This window comes from Catalinimonas alkaloidigena (assembly GCF_900100765.1).
Taxonomy (GTDB): domain Bacteria; phylum Bacteroidota; class Bacteroidia; order Cytophagales; family Flexibacteraceae; genus Mooreia; species Mooreia alkaloidigena.
On record NZ_FNFO01000002.1, the window covers coordinates 227,940 to 249,157 of the forward strand.

19 protein-coding genes are annotated in these 21,218 nt (G+C 58.6%); 5 read left to right on the plus strand and 14 right to left on the minus strand.

Features of this window, described 5'->3' with window-relative positions:
* Positions 1-43 precede the first annotated feature (43 nt).
* Positions 44-3,544 (minus strand): ThuA domain-containing protein, encoded by a 3,501-nt coding sequence (locus BLR44_RS04370; RefSeq protein ID WP_089679659.1) that lies wholly within the window; start codon positions 3,542-3,544, stop codon positions 44-46.
* A gap of 404 nt (positions 3,545-3,948) precedes the next feature.
* On the opposite strand from BLR44_RS04370, the gene BLR44_RS04375 reads away from it, so the two are divergent.
* Positions 3,949-4,527, plus strand: a complete 579-nt coding sequence (locus BLR44_RS04375) for a DUF4136 domain-containing protein (protein WP_089679661.1) — start codon at positions 3,949-3,951, stop codon at positions 4,525-4,527.
* A gap of 159 nt (positions 4,528-4,686) precedes the next feature.
* Here the strand turns inward: BLR44_RS04375 and BLR44_RS04380 are convergent, their stop codons facing one another.
* Positions 4,687-4,938 carry a GlsB/YeaQ/YmgE family stress response membrane protein gene (locus BLR44_RS04380; protein ID WP_089679663.1) on the minus strand — a complete coding sequence of 84 codons (252 nt, stop codon included), beginning with the start codon at positions 4,936-4,938 and terminating at the stop codon, positions 4,687-4,689.
* A 159-nt stretch (positions 4,939-5,097) separates the two neighbouring features.
* Here BLR44_RS04380 and BLR44_RS04385 point away from each other — a divergent pair, with 159 nt between their 5' ends.
* Entirely contained in the window at positions 5,098-5,829 is a 732-nt protein-coding gene (locus BLR44_RS04385) for a hypothetical protein (protein WP_089679665.1), read from the plus strand.
* 151 nt (positions 5,830-5,980) lie between these two features.
* Here the strand turns inward: BLR44_RS04385 and BLR44_RS04390 are convergent, their stop codons facing one another.
* A complete protein-coding gene (locus tag BLR44_RS04390) occupies positions 5,981-6,643 on the minus strand; it encodes an endonuclease III domain-containing protein (protein WP_089679667.1) in 663 nt (220 codons plus the stop codon).
* 63 nt (positions 6,644-6,706) lie between these two features.
* Between BLR44_RS04390 and BLR44_RS04395 the strand changes: the two genes are divergently transcribed.
* Complete coding sequence (locus tag BLR44_RS04395) at positions 6,707-6,949, plus strand: hypothetical protein (RefSeq protein ID WP_089680732.1); 243 nt, start codon at positions 6,707-6,709, stop codon at positions 6,947-6,949.
* A gap of 47 nt (positions 6,950-6,996) precedes the next feature.
* Entirely contained in the window at positions 6,997-7,254 is a 258-nt protein-coding gene (locus tag BLR44_RS04400; RefSeq protein WP_143017106.1) for a hypothetical protein, read from the plus strand.
* Between the two features lie 226 nt (positions 7,255-7,480).
* Here the strand turns inward: BLR44_RS04400 and BLR44_RS04405 are convergent, their stop codons facing one another.
* The 4 genes from BLR44_RS04405 to BLR44_RS04420 all read right to left on the minus strand — a co-directional run bounded on the left by BLR44_RS04405 (position 7,481) and on the right by BLR44_RS04420 (position 13,036).
* Entirely contained in the window at positions 7,481-9,649 is a 2,169-nt protein-coding gene (locus BLR44_RS04405) for a glycoside hydrolase family 3 N-terminal domain-containing protein (protein ID WP_218127009.1), read from the minus strand.
* A gap of 129 nt (positions 9,650-9,778) precedes the next feature.
* Positions 9,779-10,543, minus strand: coding sequence for a glutamate 5-kinase (proB, locus tag BLR44_RS04410; RefSeq protein ID WP_176955894.1), 765 nt, complete (start codon positions 10,541-10,543; stop codon positions 9,779-9,781).
* Between the two features lies 1 nt (position 10,544).
* Positions 10,545-11,777 (minus strand): glutamate-5-semialdehyde dehydrogenase, encoded by a 1,233-nt coding sequence (locus BLR44_RS04415; RefSeq protein ID WP_089679675.1) that lies wholly within the window; start codon positions 11,775-11,777, stop codon positions 10,545-10,547.
* 317 nt (positions 11,778-12,094) lie between these two features.
* A complete protein-coding gene (locus BLR44_RS04420; protein ID WP_089679677.1) occupies positions 12,095-13,036 on the minus strand; it encodes an NADP-dependent oxidoreductase in 942 nt (313 codons plus the stop codon).
* An 88-nt stretch (positions 13,037-13,124) separates the two neighbouring features.
* Between BLR44_RS04420 and BLR44_RS04425 the strand changes: the two genes are divergently transcribed.
* Positions 13,125-13,973, plus strand: coding sequence for a helix-turn-helix domain-containing protein (locus tag BLR44_RS04425; protein ID WP_089680733.1), 849 nt, complete (start codon positions 13,125-13,127; stop codon positions 13,971-13,973).
* A gap of 49 nt (positions 13,974-14,022) precedes the next feature.
* Here the strand turns inward: BLR44_RS04425 and BLR44_RS04430 are convergent, their stop codons facing one another.
* From BLR44_RS04430 to BLR44_RS04460, 7 genes are all read right to left on the minus strand, one after another.
* Positions 14,023-15,396, minus strand: a complete 1,374-nt coding sequence (locus BLR44_RS04430) for a DUF2252 domain-containing protein (protein WP_089679679.1) — start codon at positions 15,394-15,396, stop codon at positions 14,023-14,025.
* Positions 15,397-15,523: 127 nt separating this feature from the next.
* Positions 15,524-16,339: a hypothetical protein gene (locus tag BLR44_RS04435; RefSeq protein ID WP_089679680.1), complete on the minus strand. Its 816-nt coding sequence runs from the start codon at positions 16,337-16,339 to the stop codon at positions 15,524-15,526.
* A gap of 99 nt (positions 16,340-16,438) precedes the next feature.
* Positions 16,439-18,067 carry an amidase gene (locus tag BLR44_RS04440; RefSeq protein ID WP_089679682.1) on the minus strand — a complete coding sequence of 543 codons (1,629 nt, stop codon included), beginning with the start codon at positions 18,065-18,067 and terminating at the stop codon, positions 16,439-16,441.
* 41 nt (positions 18,068-18,108) lie between these two features.
* Positions 18,109-19,038, minus strand: coding sequence for an SMP-30/gluconolactonase/LRE family protein (locus tag BLR44_RS04445; protein ID WP_143017108.1), 930 nt, complete (start codon positions 19,036-19,038; stop codon positions 18,109-18,111).
* A 37-nt stretch (positions 19,039-19,075) separates the two neighbouring features.
* Positions 19,076-19,726, minus strand: a complete 651-nt coding sequence (locus BLR44_RS04450) for a hypothetical protein (protein WP_089679686.1) — start codon at positions 19,724-19,726, stop codon at positions 19,076-19,078.
* Positions 19,727-19,735: 9 nt separating this feature from the next.
* Complete coding sequence (locus BLR44_RS04455) at positions 19,736-19,990, minus strand: hypothetical protein (RefSeq protein WP_143017109.1); 255 nt, start codon at positions 19,988-19,990, stop codon at positions 19,736-19,738.
* Entirely contained in the window at positions 19,971-21,050 is a 1,080-nt protein-coding gene (locus tag BLR44_RS04460; protein ID WP_089679690.1) for a DUF3500 domain-containing protein, read from the minus strand. Before BLR44_RS04460 ends, BLR44_RS04455 begins: the two co-directional genes overlap by 20 nt.
* Positions 21,051-21,218: the final 168 nt, after the last annotated feature.

Here is a 21,218-nt window from a genome sequence, read left to right on the forward strand (position 1 = left end):
GCGTTGCGATTTTGGTTACTAAGTAGGTTTTGTGTCTGGCGGTTTACCGCATGGCCGTCGTATTGCCGGTGCCCACCTTGAACTCGACGGTGGAGACGGCGTAGAGGCCTTGCCCGGCCGGGCCGACAAACGAGAAGTAGAGGTCGTGCTTGCCACTCTGGCCGGAAAGCGGCAGGTTGACTTGTTGCATGCCCATCTGCTCGGTGGTGCTGACCGTCGCTTTGACAATGGCCGGACTGTCGGGCTTGTCGAGGTGCAGTTCCAGGTCGCCACCTTTGGTCTGTTCGGCCGGTGCGGACACGCCCACCGTAATGCCGTTCACGTCGGTCAGGTCGATGTCTTTAAAGACCATGTAGCCACCGCCCATCCCGACCACGATCTGGCCGATGCCCGGCACGTCGTAGAGGAACAGGTTATCGGGCCCGTCGGCGCTGGCCGCTTTCAGTTTGGGATTGCGCAAGATCAGCTGGTTGCTGCCGGTCAGCGGGGTAATCTGGTTAGCACCCTTGTCCGTGTAGGTAGCGCTGATCACGTAATCGCCGGTGGCGGCGTTGCCGCGCTTCTGATGATCGTTCAGCACCAGCGTGCCCTTGGCCGGTTTCGACGGAGCCATCGCGTTGTCCTGCTGGTCGAGCGAGAAGATGTAGCGCACGATCTGCGAAGCATCGCTGACGCTCAGTTGCGGGTGGGCCGGCATGGCCTGTTCGCCCCAGACGCCCGAGCCACCTTTGATGATTTTGTTGGCCAGCAACGTGATGGCCTGTTCGCTATCGTCGTATTTCTTGGCTACCTCCAGGTAAGCCGGACCGACCGATTTCTGGTCGTTGCTGTGGCAGGCGCGGCAGTCGCTGCCTTCCAGCAGGCGTTTCCCGACCGCAAACTGACTCTGCGCCATCATGGCCTCGTGGCCCAGCGCTTCTTCTTCCTGCTCGCCTTCGGCCACAGGCTGGTAGCCGTCCGGGAGATAATTGACCGTGACGTATACGTCTTCGGGGTTGATTTTTCCGTCGGCCAGGGTGCCGTCTTCTTTGTCAGCCACCTGCACGTCGTACGCCAGCGAACGGTTGTCCCAGTAGAACGTCTGGTTGCCGTTGGGGACGGTGATGGTGACCTCCGGCCGGGCGTTGCCCACCATGATCTCCTTTTCCATCGTGGCAGTAGCGCCCTGCGCATCGGTTACCTGCAACATGGCTTTGTAGACCCCCGGCTTGTCGAACGTGTGGCTCGGATTCGGCTCGGTCGAAGCGACGTTCGAACTGCCAAAATACCATTCGTACGTCAGGTCGTCTTGGTCGTAGTCTTTCGTGCCTTCGGAGTTAAACTGCACAGTCAGCGGCGCAGCTCCTACGGTTTTGTCGGCGCTCATGGCCAGCACCGGCGTACGGTTGCCGGCGTTGTAACGGATGTGCGACAGGCCGGAGTTGTCGTTGGCGGCAAACCAGCGCGGGTTGCCGTATTCCAGTACGTAGAGCGTGCCATTTTTGTCGAACTTCATGTCGACCGGGTTGTTGAATTTGGTCGAACCCATGAACGGCTCCAGCTTTTCCAGGTTGCCCTCGTCATCCATCGTGACGATCAACACCCAGCCCCGAATCCAGTCGTACCCAAACAGTTTGCCATCGAAATAGGCCGGGAACGTGCCCTCCGTGTGTTGGTACAGATCCGAGTAAAATACCGGACCCGCCATGGCGTTGCGGCCGCCTTTCCCGACGATCGGAAACTCGGGCGATTCGGCGTAAGGGTAGTAGAGGAAAGCAGGCGAGACAGGCGGCAGTTCTTTGCGACCGGTGTTGTTGGGCGAATCGTTGATGGGTTTCTTCGGATCGTAAGGCTCACCCGATTCGCCCGTCTGGTAGTCGTAATGGTTATACGGGCGGTTGTTGCCCACAAACATCGGCCAGCCGAAGAAGCCGGGTTTCCGGGCCTGGTTGAGTTCGTCGTACCCCCGCGGTCCGCGACCGGTGCTGTCGGTCGAGGCGTCGGGGCCTACGTCCCCCCAGTAGAGGTAACCGTTTTTCTGGTCGACCGAGATTTTGTACGGATTGCGGTGCCCCATCGTGTAGATTTCGGGGCGGGCGTCTTTCGCATCTTTCGGAAATAGGTTGCCGTCGGGAATGGTGTAGCTGCCGTCGGCCTCCGGGTGGATGCGAATCACTTTTCCGCGCAGGTCCATCGTGTTGGCCGACGAGCGGCGTGCATCCCAGGCTTCGCGACCGGGCGTGCCGTTCATCGGACCGTACCCGTTCGAGTTGTACTTCATGGATTTGCTGTCGAACGGGTTGGTGTTGTCGCCCGTGGACAGGTACAGATTGCCCTGCGCATCGAAGGCGATGGAACCGCCGGTGTGGCAGCACTCGTCGCGCTGCGTTTTCACTTCCAGCATCTCGACCTTCGAATTCATGTCCAGGTTGTCGCCTTCGAGGGTGTAGCGCGCCAGTACGTTACGCGCCGCGCCGCCTTCGGGTGCGTAGTACAGGTAGACGTAATGGTCCTGCGCGTAATTCGGCGAAAGGGCAATGCCCAGAAGGCCTTCTTCGGCGTCGCGGTTGTCGCGGTACTTGCCGTTAAAAACCGGAATGTGGGCGATGACGCTGATCTTCTTGGTGTCGGGATGGTACATCTTGATGTCGCCGCGCCGTTCGATGATGACGATCCGGTCGTCGGGCAGAATTTCCATCGCGATGGGTTCGTTCAGGCCTTGCGCCAGCATCTCGCGCTCGAAGCGGTTCTCGGCCGGTACGCGTTCGCTTTTCACCTGTTCGTAATTCAGGGCCGGGGCCTGTTCGCCTCCCATGGCCCAGTGCAGTCCGCCCCAGAAATGCTCTTTGTAGAGCGGCTCCGCGTAGGTCTCGTCCGTGTGGCCGAAGTTGGTATAGAAGGCGCGTCCGCCGTCGTATTCGTGGTACCACGCCATCGGGTGGTCGTCGCCGTTGGTGCCGCCGTTGTACGAACTTTCGTCCATCTTCAACAGGGGCTTGATGTCGGGGTTGATGTTTTTGAAGTTGTAGAACTCGTCGGCGTGTTCCCAGCGATCCGGGAAATTGCCCATGCCTTCGAAGTTTTTATCGACCACGTCGACCATGCCGTCCTGCACGTTCGGGTTGTTGGGGTGGCCGTTGAAATAAGCGCCGACCAGCTTGCCGTACCAGGGCCAGTCGTATTCCGTATCGGTGGCCGAGTGGACTCCCACAAAACCGCCGCCTGCCTGGATGTAGCGCTCGAAATCGGCCTGCTGCTCTGCGTTGAGCACATCGCCGGTGGTGTTCATAAACACGACCGCCGCGTAGTTCTTGAGGTTTTCTTCCGTGAAATTAGCTGCGTTGGTCGTCGTGTCGACGCCGAAGTCATGCTCTTGCCCCAGTGCCTGCACCAGCGCAATGCCCTGGGGAATGGAAGCGTGGTAGAAACCGGCGGTTTTCGAAAATACCAGCACTTGGTTGGGGCGCTCAGCGGCAGGTTCGTTGTCGCAGGCAGCCGTTCCCAGCAAAACGCTGGCCGCTACCAAAAAGTGTCGCAGCGGTTTCAGGCGTGAAATGATGGTCATGATGCTAAAAAGATAGATGCGTGTGGTGAAATCAGAATCGAATGAGTAGGCAAATTAAGGATTTCCCCATGAATTATTGTGTTAGTCCAACACAAAGGTTTCAAACGTTTGCCCCATCTGTGCAAACGCTTGAAACGCCCCATAAATTTTTTGCATGCCGATACAGTGCCGTGGGGAGGGGGCAGCGTTTAGAGGGATAGTACAATTCAGGCACGAGGAGGAGCGACCCTGGAGCGAAGCGAAAACGCGCTGAAAAACAGGTAGGTTACGGCACGAAAATTGCAGCTTTGGCGTTGTGTAAGCACGAGAATGGCGCAGAAAACGGACTTGGTCCGGTCCTGTTCTCCAACAGAAATGTGCGAAACATTTGTGGTTTACTTTTAAAAGCAATCTTCTTTCAAACTATGCGTTATCTTAAAAATTTAGTATGGTTGTTGCCCGTAGCGCTGTTGCTCGCTTCGTGCGGCACGCGCTACATGGCCAGTGCGGACTGGGACCGCAGCGTCAACCTGCGTGACTTTTCCACTTACAGAATCGTGGAGAAGGTCGAAGGGGAAAAAGTGCCGCCGCTCGACCCGATACTAAACAGCCCGTTCAATCAGGCACGTATCGAGACGGCCGTAAAGGCGCAATTGAACAGCCGGGGATTCCACGAGGACGAAACCCCCGACGTACTGGTGAAGTTTTTCACGTACGTGAAAGACCGTCAGGAGACACGTTCGTACGGAAACACCAGCCCGTTTATGTGGTGGTACGGCGGCAATGCCAACACGTACAGCCGCAATTACGAAGAAAGTACGCTGATTGTGGAGCTGTACGACGCCCGCACCAACAAGCTGGTGTGGCAGGGTTGGGCCATTGGTGAAGCCAATCGCTCCGGCAAAAATCAGGATGCAAAAACCGGCGAACAGGTAAGTCGTATTTTCCAGAACTTTCCTGTCGAACGGCAGGGGAACGCCACCGATCCGATGGCGTACCATTAAAGAGAATGATCGTGGTTAGACACATTGATCATTGTAGTGACGCAGGGGCCTGGGTGAGCAATCATCCAGGCCTTTTGTTTTGTAGGGCGGGCATAAAAAAAGCCCGTTGCCACGGCAACAGGCTTTTCCATCTATCTTTACTAGCTTAAAGATCTTTGCTTAGGTACGCTTCAGGGCGCGGTAGATAAACAGCAGAACCAGGGCACCACCAATGGCCAGCAAAATGCTACCGATGTTGAAACCCGTCACGTCGCCAAGGCCAAGCGCCCGGCCGATAAAGCCGCCGATCAGCGCACCGACAATACCGATGATGATGGTAATGATGATGCCGCCCGGATCGTTACCCGGCATGATCCACTTGGCCAGTGCGCCAGCGACCAGCCCCAGAAGTATCCAAACTAAAATACCCATTTTATTAGTGTTTAAGGTTAGACCAATAGAAAGTGCAATTGTGTATTGCAGCTACTCTACATCCTATTACGGAAGCCTCTGAAAAAAAGTTGTTGCGTGTCCCGACATTCAAATGAATATTTTTTTAAAAACCTTTGGAATGGGCTTGCAAAGCGTTTTATGAGAAAGTCAATCTTTGCCACGTTACTCGTGCTGTTCTTTTGGGGGGCCGTCCGGGCACAGCAGGATCTGGTGCCTAACCCTGGTTTCGAGGAAGTAACGGCCTGTCCGCGAGCCATCAGCCAGCTGGAGTTAGCCACTCCCTGGCGAGGCATCGGTCCCAACCAGGCCGACGCCGACTTGTTTCATTTCTGCGGGAAGAAAGGCCTGCGAGTGCCGCGTAATTTTGCTGGCGAAGCGTGGCCCCGCACCGGCGAAGCCTACGCGGGCATTTTCGTGGGGTATCCGCAGCGCCCCGAGTACCGGGAATTTATCCAGGTCCGGCTGACCGCACCGTTGGCGGCGGGGCGCACGTACGTAGCCGTGATGCACGTCAGTCGCGCCGATTACCGTTCTCTGGCCGTAGCGGGGTTGGGCATGCTGTTCACGCACGACACCGTGCGGGTCGGCATGGGGAACTGGATGGACTTCCGACCGCAGGTCAGCAGCCCACCCGATGAGCTTCTGGACGAAGCCGAAGGGTGGGTGAAAGTGATGGGGCAGTTTGTAGCCGAAGGGGGAGAGCAAACGCTGACGATCGGACTGTTTACGCCGAATGGACCATTAAAAAGCCAGTCTGTACCGGCGCCGCGCCGCGCCCCCCGCCGCGTACGCAAGGCCCTGCCGCTCGCTTACTATTACATTGACGACGTGTCGGTCTATCCCGAACAGCGTATCCTCCTGAGTGAATGAGTGAATGAGTGAATGAGTGAATGAGTGAATGAGTGAATGAGTGAATGAGTGAATGAGTGAATGAGTGAATGGAAGACGTCGCTACCCTTAGGATACGGGGCCTCGTCTCTTTTTAACGCTTCACTCGTCTTTATAACGCTTCACTCGTTTTTTACCGGTGCCGGGTTACGCCGACCTTCGCACAAAGGGAAGCGAGCGGGCACGTCGAGCATCTGGGGAGGGAACCGGTGCAGACGTGTTTGCCGAACGGCACGAGTAAGCGGTTGATCTCCACGGCATACTCGACCGGAAGTTGTTGTTCCAGCGCCAGAAGGGTCTTTTCGGGCGTAGTGGTCTTAACGTAACCCCAGCGGTTGGTCACGCGGTGGACGTGGATATCGACTCCGATGCGCGGCTGGTGGGCGGCGATGCCCAGCGCCAGGTTGGCGCATTTCGGCCCTACGCCTTTGAAGTCGGTCAGCACCGCAAAGTCGGGAGGCAGGTGGCCGTCCATGTCTTCGACAATGCGCCGGGCAATGGTGTGGATCTGGTACGATTTGGCTTCGTGGTACGTGCTTTCTACGATCAGTGCGTCGATGTCGGCGGGAGTAAGTTGCAACATCGCTTCGGGTGTGCGGGCCCGGGCAAACAGCCGTTGCGCCACCGGCGTGGTGACTTCGTCGAACGTGCGGATCGAGATGATGCACGCCACCAGTTGCTCGAACAGAGAAGTAAAGCCTTGGTCGTACAGGTCGAACAGGGCCGCCTTGGGCAGGTCCGCTACCACCGGGCGCAAGCGCCGCACCGCCTCGTGAATGTCGAATGGTTCCGTCATGATACCCCTCCCTATACGCGGAACAAACCGATTCTGTTGGCTACCTTCGCGGGCAAAAAGCGCATGCGTATCGTCGAACAAATTGCCCATCCGCAGTGTCAGATCACCGTCTACGCCTGGAACGGCAAGTATTTGCTGAAGTTTGAACAGCCGATGCTGGAGCAGACCTACAAGGTGAGCGAAATGGACCTGACCGGCCCGGACGAGGTAAAATCGCTGTTGAACGAGGCGTTTATTGCCCGTGTCCTGCGGCGGTTCGACGAGATGCGGGCGGACTGGCAGCAAAATTTGTCCGACGTTTCGTAAAACAAGACGCTTGCCCCTTGTGCGGTTATTTTCTACCTTCGACCTTCATGAAGCCCCAGGAATTTGATTACCTCGATGTCGCCGATCAGGCGGAATTGTTATACAACCACGGCACCTACCTGGCCAGCCTGCCCCAAGAAGGCGACGACCAGGGGAAACACCTTTACGGACTAGAGACTTTTTTTGCCGAGGTGCACTATGACCTGACGGCCGGCGGCATCACGCGGATCGAAAGCTTCCACTCGTACCAGCGCGTTCTGCCTTACCTCGATCAGCTTGACCTCGACCAGTTGCTGCGTTCGTAAAAGTGGCTTCTCCACGGCGCGCAGGCTTAAAAAAAGCCTCACCCATCGATCCCCTAACGGCTGATGGATGAGGAGTGCACGAACCTTATTTTCTGGGTTAATACTTGACGACCTTCCGGGTGACGACGCGCGAAGCGGTCGCGGTGCTAAAAAGCAAATCCCCTTCACCGGACCATTGTGCCAGTGAAAGGGAGAGGCGTAGGTTAGAACGCGAAGGCGTGTGGATCTAGAGCTTGAACGTATACTGCACCTTGGCGTCGCGCGAGTGGCTGCCGAGGGTCAGGGTGTACGTGCCTTTGACGAGTTCCCAGCAGTGTTTTTTCGTGTTCCACTTCTGCAGCTCGGCCACCGGAATGGAGAGCGTCACCTGCCTAGCCTGCCCGGCCTCCACCGTGACGCGCCGAAAGGCCTTCAACTCCTGAAGCGGCATCCGTTCGCCCGTCGGATACGACACGTACGCCTGCACCACCTCGTCGCCTTCGGAAGCGCCAGTATTGCGGACCGTGACGGTTACGGCCAGCGTGTCGGTCGGTTTATAGGATTTCCGAAGCGCCGCGGCCTTTTCGTACGCGAACGTCGTGTAACTCAGTCCGTACCCGAACGGATACTGTACTTCCCCGTCGAAGTAGCGGTACGTGCGTCCTTCCATCGCGTAGCTTTCGTAGGCGGGCAGCGCATCCAGCGTTTTGTAGAAGGTCACGGGCAGCCGACCGGCCGGCGATACCTTGCCGAAGAGGACATCAGCAAGCGCCCTGCCGCCTTGTTCGCCCGGATACCAGGCCAGCACGATGGCGTCGGCATACGGTTCAAGGGCGGCGATGTTGACCGCGCTTCCGGCCGTCACCACCGCCACGATCGGTTTGTCGTGCCGCTGGCGCATGGCTTTCAGGTAGGCGAGGTGGGCCGCCGGAATGTCGAGGTCGGTCCGGTCTCCGCCGTGCGGGGCCAGAAAGGCATCGCCTTCTTCGCCTTCCAGCACGGGTGTCAGGCCCAATACCACAATGGTCAGGTCGCTGAGACTCGCCGCCCACAGGCCGCCGAAGCGCGAGGTGTCGGTATAGTCGGAACCCTGGTCGTACTGTACAACCGCCGCCGGTCCGGCCGCCTCGGTGATGCCCTCCGCGAAGGTGATCAGTTGGGACGACATGCCGTGGTAATTGCCCAACAAAGCATCGGCCGAGGTCGCGTTCGTTCCGGCCACCATGATGGACGGGTACCGATCGGCGCTGATGGGCAGCAAGTTCTGGTCGTTCTTGAGCAGCACCATGCTTTCCTGTGCAACCCGGCGGGCCAGTTGCAGGTGTGCTTCGGTATGGATGTCGTCCGCGCCCAGCGTGCCGTACGGCGTGGCCTCCGGAGCGTCGAAAAAGCCCAGTTTCAGTTGGGTGCGTAGTGTGGGCCGCAGGGCCGCTTCTATGTCCTGTTCGGTCAGCAACCCTTGCTGAAGCGCTTGCATCACGTCCGATTGCAACAGGTTGGAGCAGTCCAGGTTGACGCCGGTTTTGATCGCCGCCGCGGCCACTTCTTCCGGTGAGTTCATCACCTGATGCCGCTGGTAAATGTCCTGCAAGGCCCCGCAGTCGGTCACGACGTGCCCGGCGAAATGCCATTCGTCACGCAAGATGCGCTGGAGCAGCGTCGTGCTGGTGCAGCACGGCTCATCGTTCACCCGGTTGTACGCGCACATGACCGATTCCACCCCCGCGTCCACCAGCTTCCGAAACGCGTAGAGGTAAGTCTCGCGCAGATCTTTTTCGTCGACCTCGGCGTTGAAGCGGTGGCGGTCGGCTTCAGGACCGCTGTGCACCGCGTAATGCTTGGCGCAGGCGGCCGCTTTCAGGTAATGAGGATCGTTCCCCTGGAGGCCCTGCACAAACGCGACGCCCATCCGGGCCGTGAGAAACGGATCTTCTCCGTAGGTTTCCTGCCCCCGGCCCCAGCGCGGATCACGAAACAGATTCACGTTGGGCGACCAGAACGTAAGCCCGAGGTACTGCAAGCGCCGGTTGGCTCGGGTAGCTAAGTTGTACTTGGCCCGCGCTTCGGTCGAAATCACGGTCGACACCTCCCGCATCAGGCTGTCGTCGAAGGTTGCGGCCAGGCCGATCGCCTGAGGAAAGACCGTCGCCTCGCCCGCCCGGGCCACACCGTGCAGCCCCTCGTTCCACCAGTTGTAGGCCGGAAGGCCCAGCCGGGGAACGGCCGGAGCATCAAAGCCCAGGAGAGAAATTTTCTCTTCCAGCGTCAGGGTGTGCAACAAATCGTCCAGCCGTTCTTCCGGTGGAAGGGTGTGGTTGCGGAACGCAGCGGGCGATTGGGCCTGGCTGGTCGTGACGACGAGCCCGAGCCACAGCAGGGCCGTGGCCATCCTCCGAATGCCGGTGCGAAGGGGCATTCGTGTACTCAAGTTTACCATTCGGTTTTAATAAAGGAGTTGCGTGGCGGCAATTGCACAAGAAAACAAGAAGGCCGTTTGCAGAAGTTGACTGCCGACGGGGAGGGCACGCGAAGCGCGCGACTTCCTTTACGTTGAGACGAACCGCGTGGCCGGAATCGCGTCCTGCAGGCAATCCACCAGGAAGTTGGTACGCCCCCCGTTGACGATGATGACCTCGATGTGGTGGGCCTTGCAGATGCGCGCCGCCGCCAGTTTCGAGGTCATGCCGCCGGTGCCCAGGCCGTGCTTTTTCTCTTCGATGAAGGGCAGGACCTCTTCGAAGTTAGAGACGCGGGCGATGTGTTGCGCATCGTCGTAGAGGTGAGGATTTTTGTCGTAGAGCCCGTCGATGTCCGACGCCAGCACCAGCTTGTCGGCCTGAATCAGGCTGGCGACCAGCGCCGACAGTTTGTCGTTGTCCCCCACGATCAATTCTTCCACCGCCACGGTGTCGTTCTCGTTGATGATGGGCACGTAGCCGTGGGCGATCAGTTGGTGGATCGTGTTGACCGTATTCTGCTTCGATTCCTCGTTTTCGAAATCGCGGTAGGTCATCAGACACTGCGCGATGCGGATGTCGAAATCACCAAACACTTCGCTGTACATCTGCATCAGCTTCGGCTGCCCGATGGCCGACATGGCCTGCTTGGAGGCGACTTCGTTTTCCCAGCCGGCGATGTTGATGAACTGCCGGGCAGTAGCGATGGCCCCGGACGAGACAATAACGAGGTGGTAGTCGTCGCGGAGGGCGACGATCTGCCGGGCGACGTCTTCCAGTTTACCGCGCGAAATACGGTTGGTTCCGGCGGTCAGCGTCGAGGAACCCAATTTTAAGACAATGATCGGCTTCATCTCAGGCGCGCGTCTGTCCATTCCCCGAAATAAACCACTTGTTGGTGACGAGTTGCGCCAGGCCGATGGGGCCGCGAAAGTGCAGTTTCTGCGTGCTGATGGCGATTTCGGCGCCAAAGCCAAACTCCCCACCGTCGGTGAACCGCGACGAGGCGTTGTGATAAACGGCGGCGCAATCGACCTCCTCCTGATACAAGGCCGCAACGTCGGCATCGGCCGTCACGATCACGGCCGAGTGTCCGCCCGAATGGTCGTTGACGAGCTGAATCGCCTCCTCGACCGAAGCGACTTCGCCCAGAAGAATTTTAGGCGCCAGGAACTCCTCGGCGTAGAGGTCGGGACTGTCGATGGGAACCAGTTGCGGAAAATCGGCACGCAGCGACTCGTCTCCGTAAATCGTCGTCATCCCAATGTCCTGCAAGCGTTGGATCAGTTGCCGGAGTTTCGCTTCCCGCTGAGGCAGGTGTTTGTTCAGCAGCACTTTGTCGATGGCGTTGCAGACGCTGAGGCGCTGTTTTCCGTTCAGGATCAGGTCGATCGCCATCGCGAAGTCGGCGTCGTCGTGCACGTAGACGAAGTTGTTGCCCCGGCCGCTCACCAGCAGCGGAATGCTTGTGTTGTTACGAATGTAGTTGATGAGTCCTTCGCCGCCGCGGGGAATGATCAGATCCACCCGGTGCGTATTATCAGCGATCAGGCGCTGCGTTTGCTCCCGGTTGAAGTCCAGGTACTGCACGTACGACGGATCGGCCCCGTTTTTCGTCAGGGCTTCGTGCCAGAGTTGCACGAGGTAGAGGTTCGACTGTTTCGCCTCTTTTCCGCCTTTCAGCAAAATTTTGTTCCCGGCTTTGAACGCACTGATGGCCGCCTCGATGGTCACGTCCGGGCGCGATTCATAGATGATCAGGATCGTGCCGAAAGGCACCACGCGGTTTTCTACCACCATGCCGTTCGGGTGCGGGTAGCGGCTGAGCACGCGGCCCTGCGGGTCGTCCAGGCGGATGACGTTCTCCACGGCCGCCACCATCCCGGCGACTTTTTTCTCGTTGACTTTCAGGCGGTCGACCAGGGTCGGGTCCAGGTCACCGGCCCGTTCCAGGTCGAGTTGGTTCTGTTGAATGATGTCGTCCTGATGTTCGGCGATCAAACGGGCCAGATCGCGCAGGATCTGGTTCTTATCGAGTTTCTGACGCGTCAGCGTGGCTTCGCCTGCGTGTAAGTTCGTCGTGCTCATGAGTACTCTGTCGGTAATGGCCTTCTGGGCTCGTGTCCTTTCCGCTCCGTAGATTCTTTGGTTCGTCGGGCCTGCCAGCGCGCAAAACGTCGGCCAAGGAGTCGCAAAGGTGGCAAATTTTCCTGTGAAGGTAGCCCATCTGCTGCATTATCTCCACCCGTATACCAAAAGAGAAGCCCCGCAAGAGACCGCCTTCTTGCTACATCGGATCGTGTAGTGACTACCGTCTTCCGGCAAAAAAGAGACGTACCACTTTTACTTGGGTAATGTCCCGGTAAAAGTGGTACGTCTGCACACCGTAGCGTTTGCGGGGTGCGTTAAAGGGTGACGACCACTTTTCCGACTGTCCGGCCCGATTCGATCTGCGCGTGTGCATCGGCCATCCGATCAAACCCGAATGTTTGGGAAACGTGGGCCTTGAGCACGCTTTTTTCCAACAGATCGGCCAGTTGTTGCATCTCGGCTCCGTCCGATTTAACCAGAATGTTGTAGGCCTGTTTGCCTTCCGCTTTGGCTTGTGCGGCCACGGCTTCGTTGGCTCCGCCGACAATGCTGATGACCGTGCCGCCGGGTTTAAGCACCTTCAGCGAGCGCACCGTGTTGTCTCCGCCGAGCGGGTCTAGCACGAAATCGACGTCCGAAACGAGTTCGTCAAACTGCTGGCTGCGGTAGTCGATGTGCTCGTCGGTGCCGAGGCTCAGCACAAACTCCCGGTTTTTGGCCGACGACGTGCCGATGACGTGTGCGCCCAGGTGCTTAGCAATTTGTACGGCAAAGTGACCAACACCGCCCGACGCCGCGTGGATCAGGACTTTCTGTCCCGTCTGCACGTGTGCGTTGTCGACCAGTGCCTGCCAGGCCGTCAGGGCAGCCAGCGTAGCGGCGGCGGCTTCTTCGTACGAAAGGTTCTGGGGTTTGCGGGCCAGATGAGCGGCGGGTGCGGCGACGTACTCGGCATAGGCCTGGCCGTGGCCGGGGAAGTTCACCATCCCGAATACCTCATCGCCTACCTGCAAGTCGGTGACGTCTGCGCCGACTTCGGTAATCACGCCGGCGATGTCCCAGCCGATGATAAGCGGATCGAGGGTTTTGAGCCGTCCGTATACGCCGGTGCCGGTGCGCGTCTTGATGTCGACCGGGTTGAGGCTCAGCGCTTTTACCTGCACCAGTACTTCTTGGGGCTGGAGCGTGGGTTGGGGAATATCCGTGAGGCGGAGCTGTTCGGTGCCGCCGGGTTGTTGCAAAATAAGGGCTTTCATGCGTTTGGGTTTTATGATAAGGCAAAAGTATACCGGATAAGGCAAGAATTTCAGGTATATTTTTGCGTTGTTTCGGTACATTTACACCATGAAGCGCCAGAATCTGCACGAGGCTTATGCCGTCTCTTTCGAAACCTGGGAGGCGAGCCCGGACCTCGGCCACAAGCACAGCTTTTTTGAGTTGGTCTACATCCTGTCGGGCACGGGGCGGCAGTGCATCAACCAGCACCAGTTCGACTACCAGCCGGGGCACCTGTTTCTGTTGACCCCGCAGGACTGCCACGCCTTCGAGATCGAGACGCCCACCACCTTTTTCTTCCTGCGTTTTAACGACATCTACCTCAAGTCCGGGGCGTTTCAGGCCGATCAGATCGAACGGCTGGAGTTTATCTTGCAGAACGCCAGCCATCAGCCGGGTTGCATTCTGCGGCACCGGTCGGACAAAAGCCTGGTGCAGCCGATGGTAGAAGCCATTTACCGGGAGTCGATCCAGCGCGATCTGTACAACCAGGAGCTGGAACAGCAGCTGATCAATACGCTGATTGTGGTCGTGGCGCGTAACATCGCCAAGTACCTGCCCGAAACGGTGGACGACGCGTCGGACGAGAAGATTCTCGCCATCCTGCAATACATCCAGCAGCACATCTACGCGCCGGACCAACTGCGCGCAAAGGTGATTAGCGAACGATTCGGCCTTTCCGAAACGTACCTGGGGCGGTACTTCAAGAAGCATACGCAGGAGACGCTACAGCAGTACATTGCCCACTACCGCACGCGGATGATCGAGCACCGCCTCCGCCACAGCGACCTGCGCATCCACGAAATCGCGCTCGATTTTGGCTTTACGGACGAAAGCCACCTCAACAAGTTCTTCAAAAAACAGAAGGGTCACAGCCCGGTGGCGTATCGCAAGCAATTGCGGGAAGCGGCTGCCTAGCGCCGGGTTCAGGCAATCAACGCCTTGTTTTGTAAGGGGCGGGGTCTGCTCATGCGCCTTCGTGAATGATCTGATACGCGCCACGGGCGTGGTCTTCCAGAAACAACTTGTAATCCTGCGTGACGCGCTTGGCCGCGGCTTCGGCAAACTCCACAGTGTCGGCACAAAACACCTGCGGCGTAAGCGACGAGAGGATTTTCGCTTCGGCGTTGCCCTCCATCATGCCGGTGTCTTCGTCGGAGCGGGCGTGCGAGATGGACAGCGTTTTGCCGCAGATGTCGGCGTACTCTCTGAAGTCGTCGTGATCGAGCTTTTCGATGTCGATCTCGTCTTTGAAGGGGCTGCGTTCCTGCACGACGTAGCTCTGCTTGTCAAACTCGACACACCCGTAGTAAGCATCCCCGCCGGCCAGTTGGACGGTATGTGCACTGACAATGCGCGAGGCCTGCTCATCTTTGTCTTCGGCATGGGGCGGCACCAGCCCGTACAACGCCGACCGACGCGCCTGTTTCAGCTCCAGCATAATGTCGTCGCCGTTGTCTTCCGTTTCACCGTCGATCAGCACCAGGTACCGGTCCAGGCCCAGGCTGGCGGTGCCGCTGTCTTTTTTCAGCGCCACGTCTTTCACCTGAAAATGTCCGCCCCGCGCGCCGTTGCCAATGTTGTTTTCCTTCTTGTATTTGTTGATGATGCGCTGAAACTTCTGGACGTGCTTCGACCAGGGCACGATCTCTTCCGAGGGCAGAAATTCGCCTTTGTCGAGGTCCACCCATTTGCTCAGGAACTTGGTGCGGTCGGAAATCGACTTTTTCAGCAGCTTGCGGATCATCGGCGGGCTGTTGTCGATCCGGTACTGATGCCACTTTTCCCGGTCGTCCTGCGCAAACGACTGAAGCCCCGCCAGGTACCCGTTTACGAACGCACGGACAATTTTGCGGGCTTTCTTCTTGGAAAATCCGTTGCCCCGCGCCGCCAGGAAAAAGCCGGTGGCCCCGCGTTTCACATCCCATGAGAAAGGCGCGACAAACGCCTCGTCGAAATCGTTGACGCCGAAAATCGGTGCTCCGTTTTCGTTCGGCATCACGCCGAAATTTTCAGGATGCACATCGCCGATGGTGAACACGTAGGGCAGGTGGGCGTCCATGCCGGCGTAGTCGCGGTAGTAGAGCAGCGCCGTGCCCCGGAAGAAGATGAACGGCGACGTAGCGAGTTTGTCGAACTTAGCCTGCGCGCCTTCCGGCCGGTTATGAATGCGGAACTGGTGGTCTTCGCGCAACGTCTGGCGGATGTGCAGGCGTCGCTCCCAGGTAGGCAACAGCGAAGGTGAGAAATGGACTGCGTTCTGCGCGCAACTGTGGGCATACTGCCGGAACTGATCCCATCGCTCCGGATTGAAACTGTGGGTTGGCTTGATGATGAGCATAAAAAAAGGTTTCGTCTCTGCTGAAACGAAACCTGCGTCAGAATGATACAAGACTTGATAGCCGGCGTCAGTAGACGGTGGAAGAACGGAAGCCTCTTGAAGCGCTGAATGCTCTACCCGCGCCGCTTTACCGAAGCGCCAGTTGCTCTTTGTAGTCGATCTTCATCCGAGGGTAGTACTTGGGGTGCAGGTAACGGAAAATTTCCTGACAGCTGGCGCACCGTTTCGGGTATTCGGTCAGCACTTCCTGCAAACGATTTTCTGCCTGCAGGCGGCGGTGCTCGGTAATGGGCAGGGCGTCGTCGGTGACGTACTGCACGGCGTCGGCAAAGACCTCTTTCATAAACTCAGTCTTCCCGATGTAGACCCCCGAATTGATGTAGAGCGGTTGCGAGCCACTTTCGGCGGCATTCTGGTCGGCCCATTCCTGCACGTCGGGCATGCACTCGTAGCCGGCCGGGTAAGCGGTTTCGGAAAACAGCAGGTCGCAGTTCTCTTTTTTCAGAAGATCAATGGCCAGCCGCGGGTCTTTTTGCAGAATGGCGTCGTCGCTGTCGCAATACAAAACGTAAGGCGTTTTGCACTTGCCGCTTTGCAGATACTCGTGAATTACCTGGATTTTCTGCCCGTGGTGCCACCCTTGCGGTGCTTTGGGAGGCGTCAGGACCACGAAATCGTGAATGCCCACGTAGTGCAGGCTCTGTTCCATGATGGGCGGCTTGGGATAATTGTGTACCAGCACAATAGTCAGATCATCCGAAGGGCCGAGTTGGTTACGCAAGTGGCGACTGAACAGCGGAATGACGACCGACGCCGGCAACTTGGTGTAGTCCCTACGGTGAATGACAATCTGATCGAAGTTGCGTTTTTTGTACAGAATTTTCAATGCCCTAAACGCGATCAGAACCGGGGGGATTTGCTTTAGATTTTCTTTGAGGCTCATGAGCGAATAAAAATTTTCCTTAGCGTTTGGATAAAAGGGAGGGGGAATGGCTACAAAAATAATAAAATAGAAATGTTAAAATTATAATTTGAATTATTTTTATTTGATGGATTGTTCAAGTGTGGGAAAGAACTGAGGCGGGCGGCGGTGTTTGCTGGCTTGTTCGTAGGCGTATGCCAGGCGAATAAGCGTGGGTTCGCTCCAGGCCGTGCTGAAGAAGGAGATGCCCACCGGCAGCCCGTGGATGAAACCAGCCGGTACGGTAAGGTTCGGGTAGCCCGACACGGCTGCCGCCGACGAACTCCCTCCCCCAAAGTGGTCGCCGTTTACCAGATCGGTTACCCAGGCCGGTCCGCCGGTGGGCGCGACAATGGCGTCGAGCTGGTGCTTCTGCAAGGTAGCGTCGATGCCCTCGTCCCGCGTCAGGCGCAGGTTCCGGGCCAGGGCGTTCTGGTAGGTGGTGTCCGAAAGTTCTCCTTTTTTCTGGGCTTCCAGAAAGGTCTCCTGCCCGAACCAGGGCAACTCTTCCGAGGCATGTTCCTTGTTGTAGGCAATCAGGTCTTCCAAGGTTTTAACCGGTACGTCTGGCCCGACCGTTTTCAGGTAGGCGTTCAGGTCATGCTTGAATTCGTACAGCAGCACGTCGTATTCCGTACGGCCCCACTGCCCCCGGGTTTCCAGCGAAACGGGATCGACCAGAACGGCACCCTGTTGGCGCAATACTTCCAGCGCATCTTCCATCAGCTCGTCCACTTCGGCATCGAACCCGAAGAACTGCCGCGCCACGCCGATGCGCGCACCATTCAGCCCCTTGGCGTCCAAAAACTTGGTGTAGTCGGTCTGGCTTTTGCCGTTGCTGGCGGCGGTCGCCTCGTCGGCGGCATCCACGCCGGTCATTGCGCTCAGCATCAAGGCCGCGTCGGCGACGGTGCGGGTCATGGGGCCGGCCGTATCCTGGCTGTGTGCAATCGGAATAATGCCGGAACGGGAAACCAGTCCCAGGGTGGGTTTCAGGCCCACCACGCCGTTGGTCGTCGACGGGCAAACAATGGAGCCGTCGGTTTCCGTGCCGATGGCCGCCGCACAGAGGTTGGCCGACACCGCCACGCCCGAGCCGGAGCTGGACCCACACGGATTCCGGTCCAGAATGTAGGGGTTGTGCGTTTGCCCGCCCCGGCCGCTCCAGCCGCTCGACGAGTTATCGGACCGGAAATTGGCCCACTCGCTGAGGTTGGTCTTTCCCAGAATGATGGCGCCTGCCTCGCGCAGGCGTTGCACCAGAAACGCGTCTTTTTGCGCCACGTGGTTGGCCAGCGCCAGCGATCCGGCAGTGGTTTTCATCTGATCGCCGGTGTCGATGTTGTCTTTCAGCAGAACCGGGATGCCGTGCAGCGGGCCGCGTTCCCCTTTGTCTTTCCGCTCCTGGTCCAGTGCCTCGGCAATTTGCAGCGCCTCCGGGTTTACCTCCAGCACGGCGTTCAGCTTCGGGTTGAGTTCTTCGATGCGGTCCAGGTAAAGTTGCGTCAGCGCCCGGGCCGTATAGCGCCCTTCGCGCATGGCTTCCTGAAGCTGCAGCAGCGTCATCTCTTCCAGAGCAAACGCCTCGGAAGCGGTGGTTGCTGACGTGGGTGAGGAAGAGCAAGAGCACGCCCCCAGGGGCAACAGTGGCGCCAAGGCCAGGAACGATCCCCCGAGCGAGCTCAGGTGGAGAAAATCACGACGATTCATTCAGAGTGTGATCAACGGTAAAACGATAGGAAACAGTAGCCTCAGTTGCGCTCTACGCGGTAGGCGATGAGTTGCCCCGCCACCATCACGGGCAGGTAAACCATATCGCGGTCGGGGGCGAGCTCCAGGTCGGCGGTGCCTTGGGTGAGCGTCATCAGTTCGATCGGCCCCCGGTCTTGGGTGTAGTACATCACTTTGCCGGCCCCCCAATCGGTCAGAAAATAGCCGTCTGGGCCGTCGGGCTCGAGGGCATCCAGTCCGCCGACCGGTTCCAGGTCGCGCAGGGGTTTGATGGAAGCATCGTCGAGTGAAATGACCTGCAGGTAGCGTTCGCTGCCCGGATTGGCCTTGGTGCTGTCGGCGGCGGCAATCAACAGCGCGCCATCGACCACATGCACGCCGTTCGGCTCGGGGATGTCGACCCAGGAATCGAATGTGCCTTCGTGCAGGCGATAGACGTGACCGGCCCGCGAATCCGAAACGTAGACGTTGCCGTCGTCGTCGAGGGTAACGTCGTTCAGAAAAATGCCGCCCGCGGCGGGATACCGTTGCTCGACTTTGTTACCGGCAACGTCTACCACCACCAGTTCGTCGACGTCGGCCACGTACAACTTGCCGTCGCGCAGGGCCAGCCCTTTGGGGCCTTTCAGGCCGGTAATCCACATCTGGTTTACCAGTTCGCCGTCGGGCGAGACCTTCGACAGGTAGCCTACTCCGTTGGCTACGGACGAGTCGCCGTTGATGCTGGAAACGTAAAGCATGTCGGTCGTCTCGTCATACACCACCGACTCGGGGCGCTTCAGGCCTTCGGTTAGTTTCCAGACTTCGACGAGGCGCACGGGGGCGTCGGGTGTAGCGACGGTGGTCGAGTCTTCAGCCATGGCTGCCTCGTCGGTCGAGGACGGTTGTTCTCCGCAGGACCAGAGCAGACAACCCGTTATAAAAAAAGAAGAGAGAGTAAGCGTACGCATAAGAGAGTGAGAGGTTTGAGGCGTCAAATTAAGGCATTCAGATCGAAACAGCCAGATGGTCAGGGCGTTTGCTGTCGAAGGAGGCCAGCCAGGTAGGGTAGGCACAAGACAGGGGTGTGGCGAGGTGTTGCGGAAAAGGGGAGGCTCCGAAGAGGTGACCGGCCACGTGAAACAGCCGTGATGGCAGGAGCAGCGGTGTCCCGAACGCTTCAAATCCGAGGGTCCAGGCCGTTTCGTGTCCGACAGCCAGTGCGGTGAGTTCCAACTGCACACCTTCGTCCTGTGAAGCTTCCGGATCGACTTCCGTTACCCGTTTGTGGGTAACAGAAAACTGCCGTAGTTGCCGGGTTTTGGTCACGTTGAGCCAGGGCAGGTCCGTCGTGGGCAGGTGGTCGAGCCACTGTTGCGTGGGTGCGTCTTGCTGGCTCCACTTTACCCAGTGGTTCAGCACGCCCGTGACGCCGGACGCGAGTTGCACCGGTTCGTCGCCGCCACGTTGGGCTTTTACCTCGAACAGCGCGTTTTTTCCTGCCGTCCGGCGTTTGATGCCGACGGCGGCGCTGGGCATCATCAGGTAACCATCGGTGCGGGTTGCCGGGGCCGAGGGCGACCCGTGCGCGAACCAGCGGTAAACGTCGGCGGGCACGGCACCGGCAAAAAACCAGCGGACTTCGGTGCTAAAATGCATGGCCCTAAACTACGATTCTTCGGGGGAAGCGGGGCGCTCCAGGTGGCGCACCCGCAGCGTGTCGACCTCCAGGGTGCCGATTTTCAGGCGGTGAACGGTGCCCTGGCCAAGCGCCAGGCGGCCAATCGCCACGGCTCCGATGGCTAGCGCGCCAAAGGCGATCGCGCCACCCGCCAGCGCCCCGAGGGCAAAACTTCCGGCGGCCAGTGCGCCGATGGCACGGCGAGGCGTTTTCTGAATCAACTTAGTGTTGGACTTGGACATGGGAGTGAGGATGCGTTTCGTAGTGACGGCGAAGCAGGTCTTCGCCAAAGTCGTTTTGCAAATCGCGCCAGACGGTGTGGATGTGGTTGGCGTCGTTCTGGGTGTTGTCGAACTCAAACAGGACCGTCGGACCGTGAATCCGGTAATACGTCCCGGTGCCCGACCGGTCGCCTCCGGCCCAGGCGAAGTAGAGGCTATCGAGGCCGGCCGCCTTAATCTTTTCCAGCTCGGTGTGCGCAAAGTCGTGTTGCAGGTTGTGTGCCGCTTCTTCCACAATCATCCAGAGAACCAGCCGCTGTGCTTCGGTCAGGTCGGTAGCCCGGATGCCCTCGAATTTTTCCAGTTCGGCGCGGCGCTGGTTTCCCGAAACGATTTCGTACGGCGACTCCGCCGCGATAACGGCCCGCCGGCGCTGGTCAGCGTTCAGCATGCCGAGTAGTTGCAGGCCTAGATCCTCTTCGTCGGCCAGAATGCGGAAGCCGGCGTAGGGGCCGCTGCGCACTTCGCCCGGATTGGAGCCGTAGAACGCCGGAGTGATGGCCAGCGCGCCGTTGGCCGAACTGAAGTTGAGCGACAGGTGATGCCCCTCCACGCGCCAGCCCCAGGGTTCGTCCGGCTGTGCCGGATCGCCAAAAAGCGTGAAGTAATACTTCTCCGGATCGCGTCGCACGGGGTTCTGTTCCATTTCGGCCAGCACCGTTTCCAGGTGCATAATGCTGGTGGCTTTCAGGTACCCCTGCGAGCTGAGAGCACTGCGCATCAGCGCAAAGGCTCGCCGACGCTGGTCGAGCGTCATGTTTTTTAACATCAAACCCTCGCGGTCGTGCGGCACGTAGTACCAGTTCTGCCGCTCTTCGTCTTCCATGGTGCGGCACATCGTTTGTCGTTGCGCCTCGTCGACACTCTCTAACAGCGCCAGCGCTGCCTCGCGCATGCTTTGCAGGGCGTCGGTCGGGGGTGTGGTGTCGTCCGTGGGCGCCGGGCGACGGGAAGGCAACTGGGAGGCTACAAGGGCTACGACACTGGCCAAAACAGCCAAAAAGAGCAGACGGACTTTCATGGTGGGGGAGGGCAGGATTCCAAAAAAAGTTAGCGATATTGAAAGCAGGCAAACGACCCCGGACGGGCCCCGACTGCAGTACGTTTAAAGATCGAGAATTATTTCGGAAATCTTCTTACGGGCAGGCAACCCTCCGGAAATTTGCGACGTGTGGACGCTGAAACCATT